Below are 17,584 nucleotides of genomic sequence, written 5' to 3'. Positions count from 1 at the left end.
ATGCCCTGGCGACCACCAGCACCCACGACCTGCCGACCCTCAATGGCTGGTGGCATGGCCGCGACATCGACTGGAACGCCCGCCTCGGCCTGGTCGATGCCAGCGGCGAAATCGAATGGCGTCAACACCGCGAACGCGAGCGCGAAGGCTTGCGCCGGACACTGAGCCAGGACCCGCAGAACTTTCGCGAAGAGTCCCACGAGACCGATCAGGTGCTCGATGCCAGCGTGCGCTTCCTCGGCCACACCCGCGCGCCGCTGGTGTTGCTGCCGCTGGAAGATGCGCTGGGTATAGAACAGCAGGCCAACCTGCCCGGCACCATCGATACCCACCCAAACTGGTCGCGACGCCTGCCCGGTTACAGCGAAGCGCTGCTCGATAACGCCGACGCAGCCCGGCGTCTGGAACTGCTCGCTTGTGCGCGACTCCAGGCGGCCGAGCGTGACCAATGAATCAAGTGACGACGCTGCCCTTGCGGGCAACCCTGCGACTGCAATTCCATAAAGGCTTCACCCTGGACGATGCCGTGCCACTGGTGCCGTACTTCGCCCGCCTCGGGATCAGTCATGTGTATGCCTCGCCCTTGTTGAAAGCCCGCGCCGGCTCCATGCACGGCTACGACGTGGTCGACCCGACTTCGGTCAACCCGGAACTCGGCGGTGAGGCCGCATTGCGGCGCCTGGTCGACGCATTGCGCGGGCAAGGCATGGGGCTGATCCTCGACATCGTATCCAACCACATGGCTGTGGGTGGTTGCGACAACCCCTGGTGGCTGGATTTGCTGGAATGGGGACGCTTGAGCCCGTACGGCGAGTTCTTCGATATCCAATGGCACTCGCCCGATCCGTTGATGGAAGGCCAACTGCTGCTGCCATTTCTCGGCAGCGATTATGGCGTGGCCCTGCAGGATGGCACACTGCCCCTGCGCTTCGATGCGCAGAACGGTGCCTTTCATGTCGAGCATTACGACCACCACTTTCCGATTTGCCCGATGCATTACGGCGAACTGCTCAAGTCGGACAACGAGCTGCTCAAACAGCTGGCGGACCACTTCAGCACCTTGAGCTATCAGACCGACGCCCACAGTCTGGCGGGTCCATTGAAGGATCAATTGCGCGAACTGGCCAGCGACCCCGCGATTCTGCAAACCATCGAGCACAACCTCAAAGCCTACGATTCGCTGGCCCCTGAAGGCTTCCAACGCTTGCACGATCTGCTGGAGCGGCAGAGTTATCGCCTCGCCAGTTGGCGTACCGCCGCAGACGACATCAACTGGCGGCGTTTTTTCGATGTCAATGAGTTGGGTGGTTTGCGGGTGGAGCGTCCAGCGGTGTTCGAGGCGACCCACGCGAAGATTTTCCAATTGGTGGCTGAAGGGCTGATCGACGGTTTGCGCATCGATCACATTGACGGTCTGGCCGACCCGCGCGGCTACTGCCGCAAATTGCGGCGGCGGGTCGACAGCCTGTCAGCGAGCCGCCACTTGCCGATCTACGTCGAGAAGATCCTTGGCAACGGTGAAACCTTGCGCCGTGATTGGTGGGTGGATGGCACCACCGGCTATGAATTCATGAATCAGTTGTCACTGCTGCAACACGATCCCGACGGGCAAACCACCTTGGGTGAAGTCTGGCACCGCTACAGCGAACGCCCGGCCGACTTCCGCCAGGAAGCACAACTGGCCCGTCAGCAGATTCTCAACGGTTCACTGGCCGGCGATTTCGAAAGCGTAGCCCAGGCCTTGCTGCAGGTGGCCCGCGATGACCTCATGACCCGCGATTTGACGCTGGGCGCGATCCGTCGCGCCTTGCAGGAACTGATCGTGCATTTTTCGGTGTACCGCACTTATATCAGCGCCCTTGGGCGGTCAGCCCAGGACGAGGTGTTTTTCCAGCAGGCCATGGACGGTGCCCGCCAAACCCTGGGCGAAGCCGACTGGCCGGTGCTCGATTGCCTGGCTAAATGGTTGGGCGGTGAAACCTGGCGCGAACGCCCCGCCGGCCGCCTGCGCAAGCGCCTCAAGCATGCTTGCGTACGTTTCCAGCAGCTGACTTCACCCGCCGCCGCGAAGGCCGTGGAAGACACGGCGTTCTATCGCTCCGCGGTGTTGCTGTCACGCAATGACGTCGGTTTCAACACCGAGCAATTCAGTGCGCCGGTGGCTGACTTCCATGAGGCCTGCCTCAAGCGCTTAGAACTGTTTCCCGACAACCTGCTCGCCACCGCGACCCACGACCACAAGCGCGGTGAAGATACGCGCGCGCGCCTGGCGATCTTGAGTGAGCGCAGTAAATGGTACGTTGAACAGATCGGCCTGTGGCGCGCCCTCGCCCGGCCACTGCGCGACGATGACCAGATGCCGTCTGCCGGTGACGAGTTGATTCTTTATCAGGCACTGCTTGGCAGTTGGCCGCTCGATTTGCAGGCCGATGACCCATCGGCGCTTGAAGCCTACGCCGCGCGTGTCAGCCAATGGCAACGCAAAGCCCTGCGCGAAGCCAAGTTGCAAAGTAGCTGGAGTGCACCCAACGATGCTTACGAACAAGCCAGCGAAAACTTCACCCGGCGCCTGCTGCTGAGCCCGGAGGGTGACCTGCTGCGCAGCGCCCTTGGCAAGGTGGCACGTACCATCGCCGTCCCCGGCGCCCTCAATGGATTGGCGCAAACCTTGCTGCGCATGACCGTGCCTGGGGTGCCGGATCTCTATCAGGGCGACGAATTCTGGGACTTCAGCCTGGTTGATCCGGACAACCGTCGCCCGGTGGATTACGCCAGCCGCCAACAGGCCTTGTCGCAACCATTGGATCTGCCTGATCTGTTGCAACACTGGCATGACGGGCGCATCAAGCAAGCCTTGATCGCACAGACCCTGAACCTGCGTGCCGAGCATGCCGAACTGTTTCGCCACGGCACCTACCAGGCACTCGATGTCATCGGCAACCAGGCACATAGGGTGCTTGGGTTTGTTCGCCAATGGGAGGGAAAACGCGCCATCGTCATCGTGCCAATCCGCTGTGCGCCGCTGCTGGAAAACAGTGCCGTACCGCACGTGGATGCGCCGCAGTGGGGCGATACCCGCATCAGTCTGCCGTTCACCACCGCTGAGGAAAATCTGAAGGGACTTTTTTCTGGCGTCGCAGTCACAAAAAACAGGGAGCTGATGATCAGCGCCGCGCTGGGGGATTTCCCGGTCAATCTCTTTATCCAAACTACCGACACTTGAGTTGAGTGCAGGAGCATAGCGATGAGTACCGACGATAAACGCATCCGCGAGTTTGCCTATCAGATCTGGGAGTCAGAAGGAAAACCTGAAGGTCAGGAAGCCCGGCACTGGGAAATGGCTCGCAAGTTGGCCGAGGCCGAAGCCCTTGCGCCGAAAAAGCCGGCAAAGGCGCCGGCGAGCAAATCCACCGTCAGCAAGACGGCCAATGGCAAGGCTGGCGAGGTCAAGGTGACGGCGCCCAAGGCCAAAACCAAACCGGCTGCGGCGTCCTCCGTCATTCCTCCCGGGGAAAAAGCCGCCGAGAAAAAGCCTCGCGCAGCACGAAAACCGCCTGCGGTCTGACGTTTCCGCTGTTGCCCTGAATGAACATGTGGCGAGCCTGCTCGTCACAACGGGCTCACTCGCCCGCAAAAAACACGCCGATTTCCCTCCATTGCAGGAGCATTTATGACCCGACCAAAAAAAGACACGCCAGCACCCCGTGCCGAGCCCTCGCGTATTCGTGAGGGTCTGCCCTTTCCGCTGGGTGCGACCTGGGATGGTCTGGGGGTCAACTTTGCCTTGTTTTCCGCCAACGCCACCAAGGTCGAACTGTGCATTTTCGATGATGCCGGGGAAGTGGAACTGGAACGCATCGAACTGCCGGAATACACCGATGAGATCTACCACGGTTACTTGCCCGACGCCCATCCAGGGCTGATCTATGGCTATCGTGTCTACGGTCCTTACGACCCGGCGAACGGGCATCGCTTCAATCACAACAAATTGCTGATCGACCCCTACGCCAAACAATTGGTGGGCAAACTCAAGTGGTCCGAAGCACTGTTCGGCTACACCATTGGCCACCCCGACGCCGACCTCAGTTTCGATGAGCGCGACAGCGCGCCCTTCGTACCCAAATGCAAAGTCATCGACCCGGCGCACACCTGGGGTCACGACCACCGCGTCAGCGTGCCTTGGGACAAGACGATCATTTACGAGACACATGTGCGCGGCATCAGCATGCGCCACCCTGGCGTTGCGGAAAACCTGCGCGGCACCTTCGCCGGCTTGATGGTCGACGACGTGCTGGAACACATTCGCAAACTCGGCGTATCGACCGTGGAGCTGTTGCCGATCCATGCCTTCGTCAACGACCAGCACCTGCTGCACAAGGGCATGACCAATTACTGGGGCTACAACAGCATTGCCTTCTTCGCCCCCGACCCGCGCTACCTGGCCAGCGGCAAGATCGCCGAGTTCAAGGAAATGGTCGCGCACCTGCACGAAGCCAACCTGGAAGTGATCCTCGACGTGGTCTACAACCACACCGCCGAGGGCAACGAACAAGGCCCGACCCTGTCCATGCGTGGTATCGACAACGCCTCTTATTACCGCTTGATGCCCGACGACAAACGCTTCTACATCAACGACTCCGGCACCGGCAATACCCTCGACCTGAGCCACCCATGCGTGCTGCAAATGGTCACCGACTCGTTGCGGTATTGGGCCACGGAAATGCACGTCGACGGCTTCCGTTTTGACCTGGCGACCATTCTCGGGCGTTACCACGACGGTTTCGACGAACGTCACAGTTTCCTCGTGGCCTGCCGCCAGGACCCGGTGTTGCGCCAGGTGAAAATGATTGCCGAGCCTTGGGACTGCGGCCCCGGTGGTTATCAGGTCGGCAATTTCCCGCCCGGTTGGGTTGAGTGGAATGACAAGTTTCGCGACACCGTGCGAGCATTCTGGAAAGGCGACGATGGCCAATTGGCTGACTTTGCCAGTCGCATGACCGCTTCCGGCGAGATGTTCAATCAGCGCGGTCGACGGCCGTATTCATCGGTGAATTTCATCACCGCCCACGACGGCTTCACCCTCAATGACCTGGTGTCCTACAACGACAAGCACAACGAAGCCAACGACGAAAACAATCAGGACGGCAGCAACAACAACCTGTCCTGGAACCACGGCGTCGAAGGCCCGACCGACGATCCGCAAATCAACGAACTGCGCCATCGGCAGATGCGTAACTTTTTCGCCACGCTCCTGCTCGCTCAAGGCACGCCGATGCTGGTGGCCGGCGACGAGTTCGCTCGCACCCAGGACGGCAACAACAACGCCTACTGCCAGGACAGCGAAATCGGCTGGGTCAATTGGGACCTCAGCGAAGACGGCAAGGCGCTGCTCAAGTTCGTCAAACGCCTGATCAAATTGCGCCTGGCTTACCCGATCCTGCGTCGCGGGCGTTTTCTGGTGGGCAATTACAACGAGGACATCGGTGTCAAGGACGTGACCTGGCTGGCGGCGGACGGCAGCGAAATGACCACCGAACATTGGCACGATGCGCACAATCGCTGCCTGGGCATGCTGCTCGATGGTCGTGCACAGGAAACCGGCATTCGCCGTAAAGGGGCCGACGCGACACTGCTGCTGGTGGTCAATGCCCATCACGACATCGTCAACTTCCTGTTGCCGGAAGTGCCTGACGGCGGCTTCTGGACCTGCATGATCGACACCAATCAGCCATCGATACGCGGCCAGGAGCGATTCGAGTTCGGCCACGAGTATTCGGTCACTGGCCGCTCGTTGCTGCTGTTCGAGTTACAACATGAACAAGAGGAGTAAACAATTTGCAACGTACCGGTCAGCTAAAAAAATGCCGCTGGAGGGCCTCGGACGCGACGAATAACGTTACATGAGCAATACTCGGTGCGCGGCATTTCAGGGTTCGTAATGCCGCGATCGTTATCAATCCGCCCTCACGGGTCTGCCGTGCTTGCCTGTCGCAGCATCGCGCACGACTGAAGGCGACATGAAACAAGGACGTAATCCCATGAAACCTGTTTCCATCAACGAAAGCAGCCTGCCAGCACAGATCTGGAACAGCGCCCTGCAACTGGACAACGTTCCGGTCATCAGCACCCTATCCCTGGTCCCGCCCGGCGCCCGCGTGGTGGTAATTGCCCCACATCCCGGCGACGAAGTGGTGACCTGCGGCGGTCTGTTGCAACTGCTCAGCAATATGGGTCATCCCTTGCAATTGATCTCGGTTACCGACGGCAGTGCCAGTCACCCGGGGTCGCAGCAGTGGTCGGAAAAACGCCTGAGTGTGTTCCGCGCCCAGGAAAGTGTCGAAGCCCTGCGCCGGCTCGGCTTGCCGATGCACAGCCTGAAATGGATTCGCGGCGGCTTCACCGACAACGCCCTGGCCGAGCACGAACTGGAGTTGACCCGTTTCATCGCCCGTTACCTGCGCCCCGGCGACGTGGTGTTCAGCACCTGGGCCGCAGACGGCAACAGCGACCATGACGCCGTGGGCCGTGCCAGCGCCCAGGCGTCGGCGATCGCCGGCGCGACGTTCAACGAAGTACCCGTCTGGGCGTGGCACTGGCCAGCGCGGGATCGCGAACTGATCCCGTGGCATCGCGCTCGCAAACTGCGCCTGGACACCTGGACGGTTGCGCGTAAAAGCCACGCCACCCACGCTTACGCCAGCCAACTGGACGGCGAGCCCGCCATCGGCATCGCTCCGCCCTTGCCCCGCGTGCTGCTGGAGCGAATGCGCTTGCCCTATGAAATCGTCTTTGTCTGAACGGATCATCCCGTGGCAAGACTTTACGGGTATCGATCCTGCAATCGCTCAAACTGAACTGCCCGGCGGTGCATCAGTCGCATACATATGCCACACGGATTCAGAGGAGTGATCGTGACCACCCATTCCAAGTCGCAGACGGCCGAATCGGTGCCGTTGACCAGTCCCCCGGCCATTCATCGCTTGCGTGTATTGACGGTCAACACGCACAAAGGCTTCACCGCCCTCAACCGCCGCTTCATCCTGCCGGAACTGCGAGAGGCGGTACGCAGTACTTCGGCGGACCTGGTGTTTCTCCAGGAAGTCGTCGGCGAGCATGACGGCCATTCCACCCGTTACCACAATTGGCCACAGACCTCGCAATACGAGTTTCTCGCGGACAGCATGTGGAGCGATTTCGCCTACGGTCGCAACGCGGTCTACCCCGATGGCCACCACGGTAACGCCCTGTTGTCGAAATACCCGATTCGCGAATACCGCAACCTCGACGTTTCCATCACCGGTCCGGAACGTCGCGGCTTGCTGCACTGCGTGCTCGATGTGCCCGGCCACGCTGAAGTCCACGCGATCTGCGTGCATCTGAGTCTTCTGGAAAGCCATCGTCAGTTGCAGTTGCAGTTGCTTTGCCAATTGCTTGAATCGTTGCCAGACAAGGCACCGGTGATCATCGCTGGCGATTTCAACGACTGGCAATTGCAAGGCAACGCCGCCCTCGCCCGCCGCGACTATCTGCACGAAGCCTTCGAGCGGCACCACGGCCGCCCGGCCAAGACCTACCCGGCACGTTTCCCTCTGCTGCGGCTGGACCGTATCTATCTGCGCAATGCCAGCAGCCACGACCCGAAAATTCTTGGCAGCAAACCCTGGACGCATCTGTCAGACCATTTGCCGCTGGCGGTGGAAGTCCACTTGTGACCCGCTGATGTGTTCCTCGAGGGTTGAATCATTCGTCCGACCTGTCATTTGTGACAGTAGCCGTGCGCTCAGGCGGCTGTTACGGTCGTGTCGTCCGGATTCATTCGATGCGAGGGATTTGCATGACATTGGCTGCCGATCTGCCCAAATACCGTTACAGCGCCTGTGCCTTTTCCATCTGGCTGCTCCTCGGATGGCCCCATCCCGCCCAGGCAGCTTGTGTCCTTACTCCTACCGCCGGTGACGATACTCATTTGTGCGACAGTGGCATTGGCGGCCCACTGAGCGATCTGGCCGGCAACAACACGTTGAACCTTCCCGCCAACGGCAGCGCAACGATCAATGGCAACGTTACATTCGGGGCCGGTAGCGACACCGTCAACATGGATTCCGGTCGGATTGTCGGCAGCGTCGATCAGGGCGATGGCGCAGATTTCTTCAACATCAGCGCCGGACAAGTGACCGGAGCCGTCAATCAAGGGAGCGGCATCGACAATTTCACCATGACCGGTGGCACGATCCAGTCACTGGCCCAAGGTGACAACCGCGACTTTTTCCTGATGACCGGCGGCACGATCACGGGTGCCTTCGAGGACGGTGATACCGCGAAGATGACCAGTGGAACCATCGGCCGGGTCGACATGAAGCTCGACAACAATCTGTTCGACATGTCTGGGGGGCAAATCATCGGTAACCTGGTCACCGGGTTCGGCACCGACACCATCATCGTCTCGGGCGGCCGGATTGGCGGCAACATCAGCGTCAGCGGCGGCAACGACAGCATTACCGTGACGGGCGGCGAAATCGTCGGCGACATCCGCACCAGCACCGGCGATGACACGTTTGTCTGGGACGGTGGTGGCATTATCCGTTCGCAGATTTTGATGGAGGCTGGCAACGACCGCGCAACCCTGCGCAATCTGTTGGAGAGCTCCCTGTCCCTGACCCCGGGCCTCAACGGTGGCACCGACAACGACGTGCTGACCTTTGACCGCACCACCACTGCGGGCGCCGCGCGTTACGCAAATTGGGAAACGATCAACCTGAGCAACGGCTCGCAGTTCGACGTCGACGGCAACCTGATGCTCGGCGACAGTGCCAGTGGCAGCGGCGTGTTCAACATCGACAGCAGCAGCGTCATGACGTCTGTCCAGGGCAGCATCATGCCCTTCACTGTCGGCCAGCGCGCCACGCTGAACAACGCCGGGATCATTGACCTCAGCAGTGGCAACAGCCGAACCAGCGACACCCTGACCGTGCAGGGCAACTACGCAGGCAATGGCGGCCAGTTGTTTGTGCAAAGCGTACTCGGCGGCGACAACTCGCCCAGCGACAAACTGGTGGTCAATGACGGTACCTTGACCGGCACGACTGCCATCACTGTCAGCAACCTGGAGGGCGCAGGTGCAGTTACCCTGCAAAACGGTATTCAACTGGTCCAGGCCCAAGGCACCGCTGTCAGCAACAATGATGCCTTCAGCCTGAAGACACCGGTGTCGGCAGGTGCGTTCGATTACGTCCTGTACAAGGGCGGCGTAACGGTTGGCAGCGAAAACAGTTGGTACTTGCGGTCATCGGTGGTGGCAGCGCCACTGGTCGCGGTACCCAACCCCGACCCGACCCTGCCACCGATTCTGGTGCCGTTGATAGCCGCGCCAGTGGCTGCGGCCGGTAGTCCTTCGTTGCCTACTCCCGCACCCGGCGCCGCGCCCATTCCCCTGTATCGTCCGGAAGTGCCTGTATGGTCGGTGCTGCCACCTGCAGCGGCGCAGTTGACCCTGAACGCTCTCGGGACGTTTCACGATCGTCAGGGCGAGCAGCGCCTGCTGACCGAGACCGGCGCCTTCGGTGCGGGCTGGGGTCGGGTCTATGGCAAGAACTTCGAGCAGACCTGGGCCGGCACTGTGACACCGAAACTCGACGGCTCGCTGAACGGTTTCCAGGTTGGCAATGACCTTTTCGGTTCGCAGTTGTCTGGCGGGCAAATCCAACGCAGTGGCTTCTTCGTCGGCCACAGCCGCTTGCAGGGTGATGTCGACGGGTTCAACCAGGGCTTTGAAGACAAACGCGCCGGCAAGGTCGAACTCGAGGGCGACAGCCTGGGTGCTTACTGGACACTGACCGATCCTGGCAATGCGTACCTCGATGCCGTGGCGATGTACACCTGGCTCGATGGAGACAGCCATTCCGAACGCGGCCTCAAGCTCGATAACGATGGACACGCCCTGAGCCTGTCCGTAGAGGCCGGTTATCCATTCCCGATAGCGAACGATTGGATCATTGAACCCCAGGCGCAGATCATCCATCAACGCATCGAACTCGACAGTCAGAACGACGGTGTCTCCGATGTGGAGTTCGATACCGACCCCTCCTGGACCGGCCGGCTCGGTGCGCGTCTCAAGGGGCACTACGACGTCAGCGGCCTACCGCTGGAACCCTATCTGCGGGCGAATCTGTGGCACACTTTTTCAGGCACCGACACGGTCACTTTTGCCAATACCACTGATATCGATACCGAGCAGCAAGTTTCATGGGCGGATCTTGGCGTCGGCGCGACTCTGTCGCTCGCACCCGGCGTCAGCGTGTACGGCAATATTGATTACAGCAGCAATGTAGACAGCAATCAGCAGCGAGGCATGGCTGGCAACCTGGGCTTCAGAGTGAGTTGGTAGGATCGAGCAAAGGTTCTATAGGGTGACTTTCTTGACGATTTTGCAATTAAACAAGTACTTAGAGACGCGCCATAAATCAGTCACTTATAAGACCTGAAATACCACTACCACTTATCGGCCATTTTCTTGACGCAGTGGCGGCGGTCCACTTGACTTCACGTTACTACCCCCGGAAACACAATCAGGGGCAAGCCCCCAGGACACCCGCGCATACGGGCGGCCCCCGGCTTGCCCCACTCATTCGGTCGCCCCTCGTTCGGGGTAGGAGAGACGCCAAGGCAAGTACGGCACGCGATTGCAAGGTAGCCCGCCATGAGAACTTCATTCACCCAACAAGAGATCAAAATCACTTTTTGCACTGTCTCGAGTTCACTCCTGCTGTGCTCCTCCATGGAAGTACAGGCCCAACCGGCCGAGGAAGAGGCGACGCCGTGGTATCGCCAGGACATTCCCGCGCTTGCCTTGCCTGCTCTCACTACCACTTACCCCGGCCGATTCAGCCCCCATCCCGACATACGAAGTAGCCACGTCACCACCGAAGACGCAACGCCCTATGCCTGGGATCAGATTTACGGGCAGACCTCGCGCCAGGCGCAAACCGATGCCCTCGCCCAAGGCTTTACCTACGTCGGCTCAGGCGAACTCAAAAGCCCGGCGATCCTCACATTGCAGAGCAACAGCGGCCATACCCAACGGGTCGGCCTGATCGGCGGCATCAGTCAGATCCAGGGCAACAGCAATGGCTTGTTGACCAACCGTGGCATGTCCGACCCGCACAGCGACACTCTCAATCTGCAAGGGCAAAGCCTGGGCGCTTACTACAGCTTGACCGGCCCACAAGGCTGGCACGTCGATCTGTCGGCCAGTGGCGGGCGGGTCAACGGTTTCAGCCGCAACGAACAAGGTGCGCGCCAGGCCACCGAAGGCAGCGCGGTGACGCTGTCGGTCGAAGGCGGGTTCCCGATTGGCATCAGCGAAAACTGGGTGGTCGAACCCCAGGCGCAGTTGATCAATCAGCGAATCACCCTGGACACGCCCTATGCCGGTTCGGGCAATGCGTCCTCCAGCGATCTGACGTCGTGGAGCGGACGGGTCGGTGCGAAATTGAAAGGTAGCTACGACATCAACGGCCTGCCGGTCGAACCTTATGTGCGAACCAACGTGTGGCACACGGTCTACACCGGCAATACCGTGACCCTCGATGAGGTCGACAAGATCAGCAGCAGTCGCAAATCGTCGACGGTCGAGTTGGGCCTGGGCTTGGTGGCACGGGTTACACCGGCGGTGAGCCTGTATGTCAGCGCCGACTACAGCAGTGATGTCGACGACAATGATTTGAACGGGATCATTGGCAGCCTGGGTGTGCGGATGCGGTGGTGAGGATCAGACCTCAAGAAATGCGTGGTTCAATCTGTCGCCATCGCGGGCAAGCCCGCTCCCACAAGGATCACCACTGAACCTGTGGGAGCGGGCTTGCCCGCGATTGGAACGACGCAATTTCGGATCAGCCCTGCGGACTCAACATCAACACCGCCAACGGCGGCAAATTCAACACCAGCGACAGATTCTGCCCATGGCTCGAGATTTCCTCGGTGGACGTCCCACCGTTGTTGCCGTAGTTGGAACCGGCATAGGTTGCCGAATCACTGTTGAACAACTCGGTCCAGCGCCCGGCAAATGGTACGCCAATGCGATAAGCCTCGCGCGGTACCGGGGTGAAGTTGGCGACCACCAACACCGGCCGCCCCTCTTTGCTCCAGCGCAGCCACGCGTACACGCTGTTGATCGCATCGTCGCCGATCAACCATTGGAAGCCTTGCGGCACATCGTCCTGCTCATGCAGCGCCGGAATATCGCGGTACAGACGGTTAAGGTCACCGACCAGTTTCTGCACGCCTTTGTGTTCGGAATACTGCAGCAGGTACCAGTCCAGTTGCTGGTCGTGGTTCCACTCGCGCCACTGGCCGAACTCGCAGCCCATGAACAGCAGTTTCTTGCCCGGATGCGCCCACATGAAACTCAGGTAGGCTCGCAGGTTGGCGAACTTCTGCCAACGGTCGCCGGGCATCTTGTCGATCAGCGAATGCTTGCCATGCACCACTTCGTCATGGGAAATCGGCAGGATGAAGCGTTCTGACCAGGCATACACCAGGCCGAAGCTCAGTTCGTTATGGTGATGGGCGCGATACACCGGATCTTGCTGGATGTAATGCAGCGAATCGTGCATCCAGCCCATGTTCCATTTGTAGGCGAAGCCCAGTCCGCCCTGTTGCGTGCTCTGGCTGACACCCGGCCACGCCGTGGACTCTTCGGCAATCACCAATGCTCCGGGAGCCTCCAGCGCTACGACGTCGTTGAGGTGGCGCAGAAAGTCGATTGCCTCAAGGTTCTCCCGACCGCCATGGCGATTGGGCACCCACTCGCCCGCCTTGCGCGAATAATCGCGATAGAGCATCGACGCCACCGCATCCACCCGCAGGCCATCGACATGAAAATGCTTGAGCCAGTGCAGTGCTGAAGCGAGCATGTAGCCGTGCACTTCGGTGCGCCCGAGGTTGTAGATCAGCGTGTCCCAATCCTGGTGAAAGCCTTCCTGGGGGTTGCCGTACTCGTACAGCGCAGTGCCGTCGAATTGCGCCAGGCCATGGGTATCGGTCGGAAAATGCGCCGGCACCCAATCGAGAATCACGCCAATTTCCGCCTGGTGGCAGGCATTGACGAACGCTGCGAACTCGTCGCCCGTGCCGTAACGGGCACTGGTGGCGAATTGCGACAGCAACTGATATCCCCAAGACCCGCCGAACGGGTGCTCCATGATCGGCATCAGTTCGATGTGAGTGAAACCCAGTTCCTTGACATAGGGAATCAGCCGCTCAGCCAGTTCGGGCCAAGTGTACTGGCGGGCCACTTCGCCCAGATCATCCAGTTCGCATTGCCAGGACCCGGCGTGCAGTTCGTAAATTGACAACGGCTCGCTCGGACGCTGGCGCTCGGCACGGGACAGCATCCAGTCCTGATCCTGCCAGTCGATCTGCAAGGGAGGAGCGACTTTCGAGGCGGTATCTGGCGGCAGGCTGGTGGCCAGCGCCATGGGGTCGGCCTTTAACGGCAGAATGCCGTCTTTGCCAAGAATTTCATATTTGTACGCCTCGCCCGCTTGCAGGCGCGGAATGAACAATTCCCAGACACCGCTGGGATGGCGCAGGCGCATCGGATGGCGACGCCCGTCCCAGACGTTGAAGTCCCCAACAACCGACACCCGTCGGGCATTCGGCGCCCACACTGCGAAACGCACGCCGTCGACGCCGTCCACAGTTTTCAGCTGCGCGCCGAGGCAACTGCTCAGGTCGCGGTGATTGCCTTCGGCGAACAGATACAAATCCATTTCGCCAAGCAGTGGACCAAAGCTGTATGGATCTTCGGCGGTTTGCTCGCCACCGGCCCAACGAGTGCGCAACAGATAGGGTTGCGCACGCTCGAAATGCCCGACGAACAGACCGGGGGTCTGGGTAACTTCAAGTTGACCGAGCTCTTCACCGGTTTCTCTGGCGACCACGTGTACGCTCAAGGCATCCGGGAGGTAGGCCCGGATGAACTGCCCACCGACGCCATCGCCGTGGGGGCCAAGAATGGCAAAGGGATCATGATGCTCGGCACGTACCAACGCGTCGATATCCCGCGCCCTGGGTAGCAGTGCTTCTTTGTGATGTTGACCCTGTTCCTTGTTCGAGAAACTCATGACTACTCTCCACCAAGATCGGAAAAGGGTTTAAGCCCACTCAATAATCCATATAAACCGTGCAACGGCACGGGCAACCAACCGGGGCGATTTTCCGCCTCGTAAGCGACTTCATACGCCGCCTTCTCCAGGCCGAACAACGCCAATGCGGCGTCCTCGCCTTCTGGATCTTGCCATGCATGATCAAGCGTAGCTGCCGCCAGCCGATAAGCGTCGACAAATGCCTGCCTGGCTTCGGTCAAATAGCGAGTCGCTACGCGCTCGCGCGCGGCCTGGGCCTGCGCCGTGTTGTCGACGTTGTGCACGTTGATGGTCATGGCCGCTGCGTAATCGAAAGAACGCAGTACCCCGCTGACATCCTTGTACGGGCTGTGCTTGCCCCTTCGTTCATGCAGCGGTCGTGCCGGCTCGCCTTCGAAGTCGATCAGGTAGGCGTCCCCCTTGATCACCAGCACTTGCCCCAGGTGCAAGTCGCCATGCACGCGGATACGCAGGCCACCGGCGGTCTTTTTGGCCAGCGCCTGCACATGGGCGAGGATGGCCTTTTTGTTGTCCAGTAAACGGCTGACCAAGGTTTTGTCTGCCGGGTTCAGTTCGTTTTGATGCTGCTTGAGCAATTTCAGTGCGTGCTCGATTTGCGCAGCGACGTCCTTGGCCGACGCCAGCGCCTCTTTTGCCGTGGTGATTTGCGGTTCGAAGTCCGGGTTGTTTCCCGGTGCCGCCAGTACCTGATGCATTTCGCCCAGGCGCTGGCCGAGCATGCCGGCGAAATCCTTCAGCTCGCCGAGGGCGTTGTAATGCTGTTCCTGTTCCGACACAGCGTCCGCCAACTCATCGCGCAGTGCCCGTTCGAGGTTGTTCTGGGTCCATTCCCAGGCATCGCCCTGATTGCTCAAGTAGCCTTGGGCGATCATCAGCAGGTTGTCTTCGCCTGCGGCGTCCCGGCGAACCACCGCGCCCAACAGCGGCGAAATGTTGCTGAAGCCGGCGGCGGTCAGATAAGCGCTCATTTCCAGTTCCGGGTGCACGCCCGACGCCACCTTGCGGATCAGTTTCAATACCAGACTGTTGCCGACCACCACCGAACTGTTGGATTGCTCCGCCGACAGATACCGCACTTCGGATTCCGCCGTCAGGCCCAGCTTGGCCAGTTCGGCGGTCGGTTCAAAGCGGATCTCGCCACCGTCCGAAGGCAACACCATGTTGTTATGCATGCCCTGCAATACGGCGCGGACAAAGCTTTCCAGACTGAACGCATCGGTGATCAAGCCGACTTGAGGCCCTCGGCGCACCCGCGACAGCGCCAGTTGTTGAGGCAACGCCGCGCCTACCTGGTCTTCGGCGATGAAGCCGAACGGCAATTGATAGCGGCTGGACTGGCCGCCGCTGGTGACTTCGATCTCACTCAACAACACCGGATGCTGAGCGTCACCAAACCGCACACCGTAAGCCAGCTCGACCTTGTCGATCGCCGCATCCTTGCCGGCAAACCAGCGACGATTCTGCAACCAGCTCGGCAGGATGCTCTGTTCCAGCGTGCCCCGTGATGGCGCTTCGAGCAGTTCTTCCATGCGTTTTTTCAGCACCAGCGTGGTGAAGTCCGGCAGGCTTTGCGCCGGCTCGACGTGCCAACTGGGCATCTGGTTTTCGGCGGCAAGTCCGAACCAATAGAAACCGTAGGGCGCCAGGGTCAGGAGAAAATTCAACTGGCCGATCGGCGGAAAGGCATTGCCGCCAAGCATTTCCACCGGAACCATGCCAACGTAGGCCGACAGGTCCAGCTCCACCGCCTGAGCGCTGCGCGACACGTTGGCCACGCACAGAATGATTTCGTGCTTGCCGTCAGGCCCGGTGTATTCACGGGTGTAGGCCAATACGCGACGGTTGGTCGGCGAGAGCATTTTCAGCGTGCCACGACCAAACGCCTTGGATTGCTTGCGCACGGTCAGCATGCGTCGGGTCCAGTTCAACAACGAATGCGGGTCGCCGGCCTGGGTTTCGACATTGACCGACAAGTAGCCATATTGCGGGTCCATGATGGGCGGCAACACCAGGCTGGCCGGATCGGCGCGAGAGAAACCACCGTTGCGGTCAATGGACCATTGCATCGGCGTGCGCACGCCGTCGCGGTCGCCGAGGTAGATGTTGTCGCCCATGCCGATTTCGTCGCCGTAATACAGGGTCGGCGTGCCGGGCATCGACAGCAGCAAACTGTTGAGCAGCTCCACCCGGCGGCGGTCACGTTCCATCAGCGGCGCCAGCCGGCGGCGAATCCCCAGGTTGATCCGCGCCCGACGGTCGGCCGCGTAGTAATTCCAGAGGTAATCGCGCTCTTTGTCGGTGACCATTTCCAGGGTCAGCTCATCGTGGTTGCGCAGGAAAATCGCCCATTGGCAGTTGGCCGGGATTTCCGGGGTCTGGCGCAGGATATCGGTGATCGGGAAACGGTCTTCCTGGGCCAGCGCCATGTACATGCGTGGCATCAGCGGAAAGTGAAACGCCATGTGGCATTCATCGCCGTTCAGGCCTTTCTTGTCTGTGTTGCCGAAATACAGCTGGGTGTCTTCCGGCCATTGATTGGCCTCGGCCAGCAACATGCGGTCGGGGTAATTGGCATCGATTTCGGCGCGGATCTGTTTCAGCACATCGTGGGTTTCAGGAAGGTTTTCGTTGTTGGTGCCGTCACGCTCGATCAGGTACGGGATCGCGTCGAGGCGCAAACCGTCGATACCCATGTCCAGCCAGTAACGCATCACCGACAGCACGGCTTTCATGACCTGCGGGTTGTCGAAATTCAAGTCGGGCTGGTGCGAATAGAAGCGGTGCCAGAAGTACTGACCCGCCACCGGGTCCCAAGTCCAATTGGACTTTTCGGTGTCGAGAAAAATGATGCGCGTGCCGTCGTACTTTTGATCGTCATCTGACCACACGTAGAAATCCCGCGCCGCCGAGCCTTTCTTGGCCTTGCGGGCGCGCTGGAACCAGGCGTGCTGATCGGAGGTGTGGTTGATGACCAGTTCGGTTATCACCCGCAGACCGCGCTTGTGTGCCTCGGCAATAAAGCGCTTGGCATCGGCCATGGTGCCGTAATCACTGTGGACACCGCGGTATTCGGCAATGTCATAGCCGTCGTCGCGGCGTGGTGAGGGATAGAACGGCAGCAGCCAGATGGTGTTGACGCCGAGTTCGGCGATGTAGTCGAGTTTGGCGATCAAGCCAGGAAAGTCGCCGATCCCGTCGTTATTGGAGTCGAAATAAGATTTAACGTGTACTTGATAGATCACCGCGTCCTTGTACCAGAGCGGGTCCTTGATGAAGGTGGCTGCCTTGGGTTTCTTCGCCATTTGAAACTCCTGTTGAATACGAGAGAACTCCCTGAAGCAGATCGTTCCCACGCTCTGCGTGGGAATGCCTCAAGGGACGCTCTGCGTCCAGTGACGCGGAGCGTCACGGGCTGCATT

10 protein-coding genes are annotated in these 17,584 nt (G+C 60.1%); 8 read left to right on the top strand and 2 right to left on the bottom strand.

Annotated features, from left to right (window positions below):
• The 8 genes from D8U69_RS12015 to D8U69_RS11980 all read left to right on the top strand — a co-directional run.
• Positions 1-452 (top strand): 4-alpha-glucanotransferase (locus tag D8U69_RS12015; protein WP_177434563.1); only part of this gene is annotated, 452 nt, incomplete at its 5' end.
• Entirely contained in the window at positions 449-3,223 is a 2,775-nt protein-coding gene (locus tag D8U69_RS12010; protein ID WP_130907363.1) for a malto-oligosyltrehalose synthase, read from the top strand. The genes D8U69_RS12015 and D8U69_RS12010, both read left to right, overlap by 4 nt.
• A 21-nt stretch (positions 3,224-3,244) precedes the next feature.
• The gene (locus D8U69_RS12005) at positions 3,245-3,565 is read left to right on the top strand and encodes a DUF2934 domain-containing protein (protein ID WP_056855482.1); all 321 of its coding nucleotides are present in this window, start codon (positions 3,245-3,247) and stop codon (positions 3,563-3,565) included.
• A gap of 105 nt (positions 3,566-3,670) precedes the next feature.
• Positions 3,671-5,830, top strand: coding sequence for a glycogen debranching protein GlgX (glgX, locus tag D8U69_RS12000; protein WP_056855483.1), 2,160 nt, complete (start codon positions 3,671-3,673; stop codon positions 5,828-5,830).
• A 208-nt stretch (positions 5,831-6,038) separates the two neighbouring features.
• The gene (locus D8U69_RS11995) at positions 6,039-6,797 is read left to right on the top strand and encodes a PIG-L family deacetylase (RefSeq protein ID WP_130907362.1); all 759 of its coding nucleotides are present in this window, start codon (positions 6,039-6,041) and stop codon (positions 6,795-6,797) included.
• Between the two features lie 114 nt (positions 6,798-6,911).
• On the top strand, positions 6,912-7,712 hold the full coding sequence (locus D8U69_RS11990) for an endonuclease/exonuclease/phosphatase family protein (RefSeq protein ID WP_056855599.1): 801 nt from the start codon (positions 6,912-6,914) through the stop codon (positions 7,710-7,712).
• A 122-nt stretch (positions 7,713-7,834) separates the two neighbouring features.
• Complete coding sequence (locus D8U69_RS11985; protein WP_130907361.1) at positions 7,835-10,384, top strand: autotransporter outer membrane beta-barrel domain-containing protein; 2,550 nt, start codon at positions 7,835-7,837, stop codon at positions 10,382-10,384.
• A gap of 312 nt (positions 10,385-10,696) precedes the next feature.
• Positions 10,697-11,764: an autotransporter outer membrane beta-barrel domain-containing protein gene (locus D8U69_RS11980; protein ID WP_130907360.1), complete on the top strand. Its 1,068-nt coding sequence runs from the start codon at positions 10,697-10,699 to the stop codon at positions 11,762-11,764.
• A 124-nt stretch (positions 11,765-11,888) separates the two neighbouring features.
• Here the strand turns inward: D8U69_RS11980 and glgB are convergent, their stop codons facing one another.
• Both glgB and treS read right to left on the bottom strand, forming a co-directional pair.
• Positions 11,889-14,123, bottom strand: coding sequence for a 1,4-alpha-glucan branching protein GlgB (glgB, locus tag D8U69_RS11975; RefSeq protein WP_130905633.1), 2,235 nt, complete (start codon positions 14,121-14,123; stop codon positions 11,889-11,891).
• Positions 14,124-14,125: 2 nt separating this feature from the next.
• Positions 14,126-17,467, bottom strand: coding sequence for a maltose alpha-D-glucosyltransferase (gene treS / locus D8U69_RS11970; protein ID WP_130907359.1), 3,342 nt, complete (start codon positions 17,465-17,467; stop codon positions 14,126-14,128).
• Positions 17,468-17,584 lie beyond the last annotated feature (117 nt).

The sequence above is a fragment of the Pseudomonas sp. Sample_16 genome (assembly GCF_004307665.1).
GTDB lineage: Bacteria > Pseudomonadota > Gammaproteobacteria > Pseudomonadales > Pseudomonadaceae > Aquipseudomonas.
Note: the sequence above shows the minus strand (reverse complement) of the source record. Positions and strands in the feature narration are given on the sequence as shown.

Bases quoted from the DNA above. Each gene is read 5' to 3' on its own strand.
- D8U69_RS12010 (WP_130907363.1), top strand. From the start codon at position 449: ATGAATCAAGTGACGACGCTGCCCTTGCGGGCAACCCTGCGACTGCAA.
- D8U69_RS12005 (WP_056855482.1), top strand. From the start codon at position 3,245: ATGAGTACCGACGATAAACGCATCCGCGAGTTTGCCTATCAGATCTGG.
- glgX (WP_056855483.1), top strand. From the start codon at position 3,671: ATGACCCGACCAAAAAAAGACACGCCAGCACCCCGTGCCGAGCCCTCG.
- D8U69_RS11995 (WP_130907362.1), top strand. From the start codon at position 6,039: ATGAAACCTGTTTCCATCAACGAAAGCAGCCTGCCAGCACAGATCTGG.
- D8U69_RS11985 (WP_130907361.1), top strand. From the start codon at position 7,835: ATGACATTGGCTGCCGATCTGCCCAAATACCGTTACAGCGCCTGTGCC.
- D8U69_RS11980 (WP_130907360.1), top strand. From the start codon at position 10,697: ATGAGAACTTCATTCACCCAACAAGAGATCAAAATCACTTTTTGCACT.
- glgB (WP_130905633.1), bottom strand. From the start codon at position 14,123: ATGAGTTTCTCGAACAAGGAACAGGGTCAACATCACAAAGAAGCACTG.
- treS (WP_130907359.1), bottom strand. From the start codon at position 17,467: ATGGCGAAGAAACCCAAGGCAGCCACCTTCATCAAGGACCCGCTCTGG.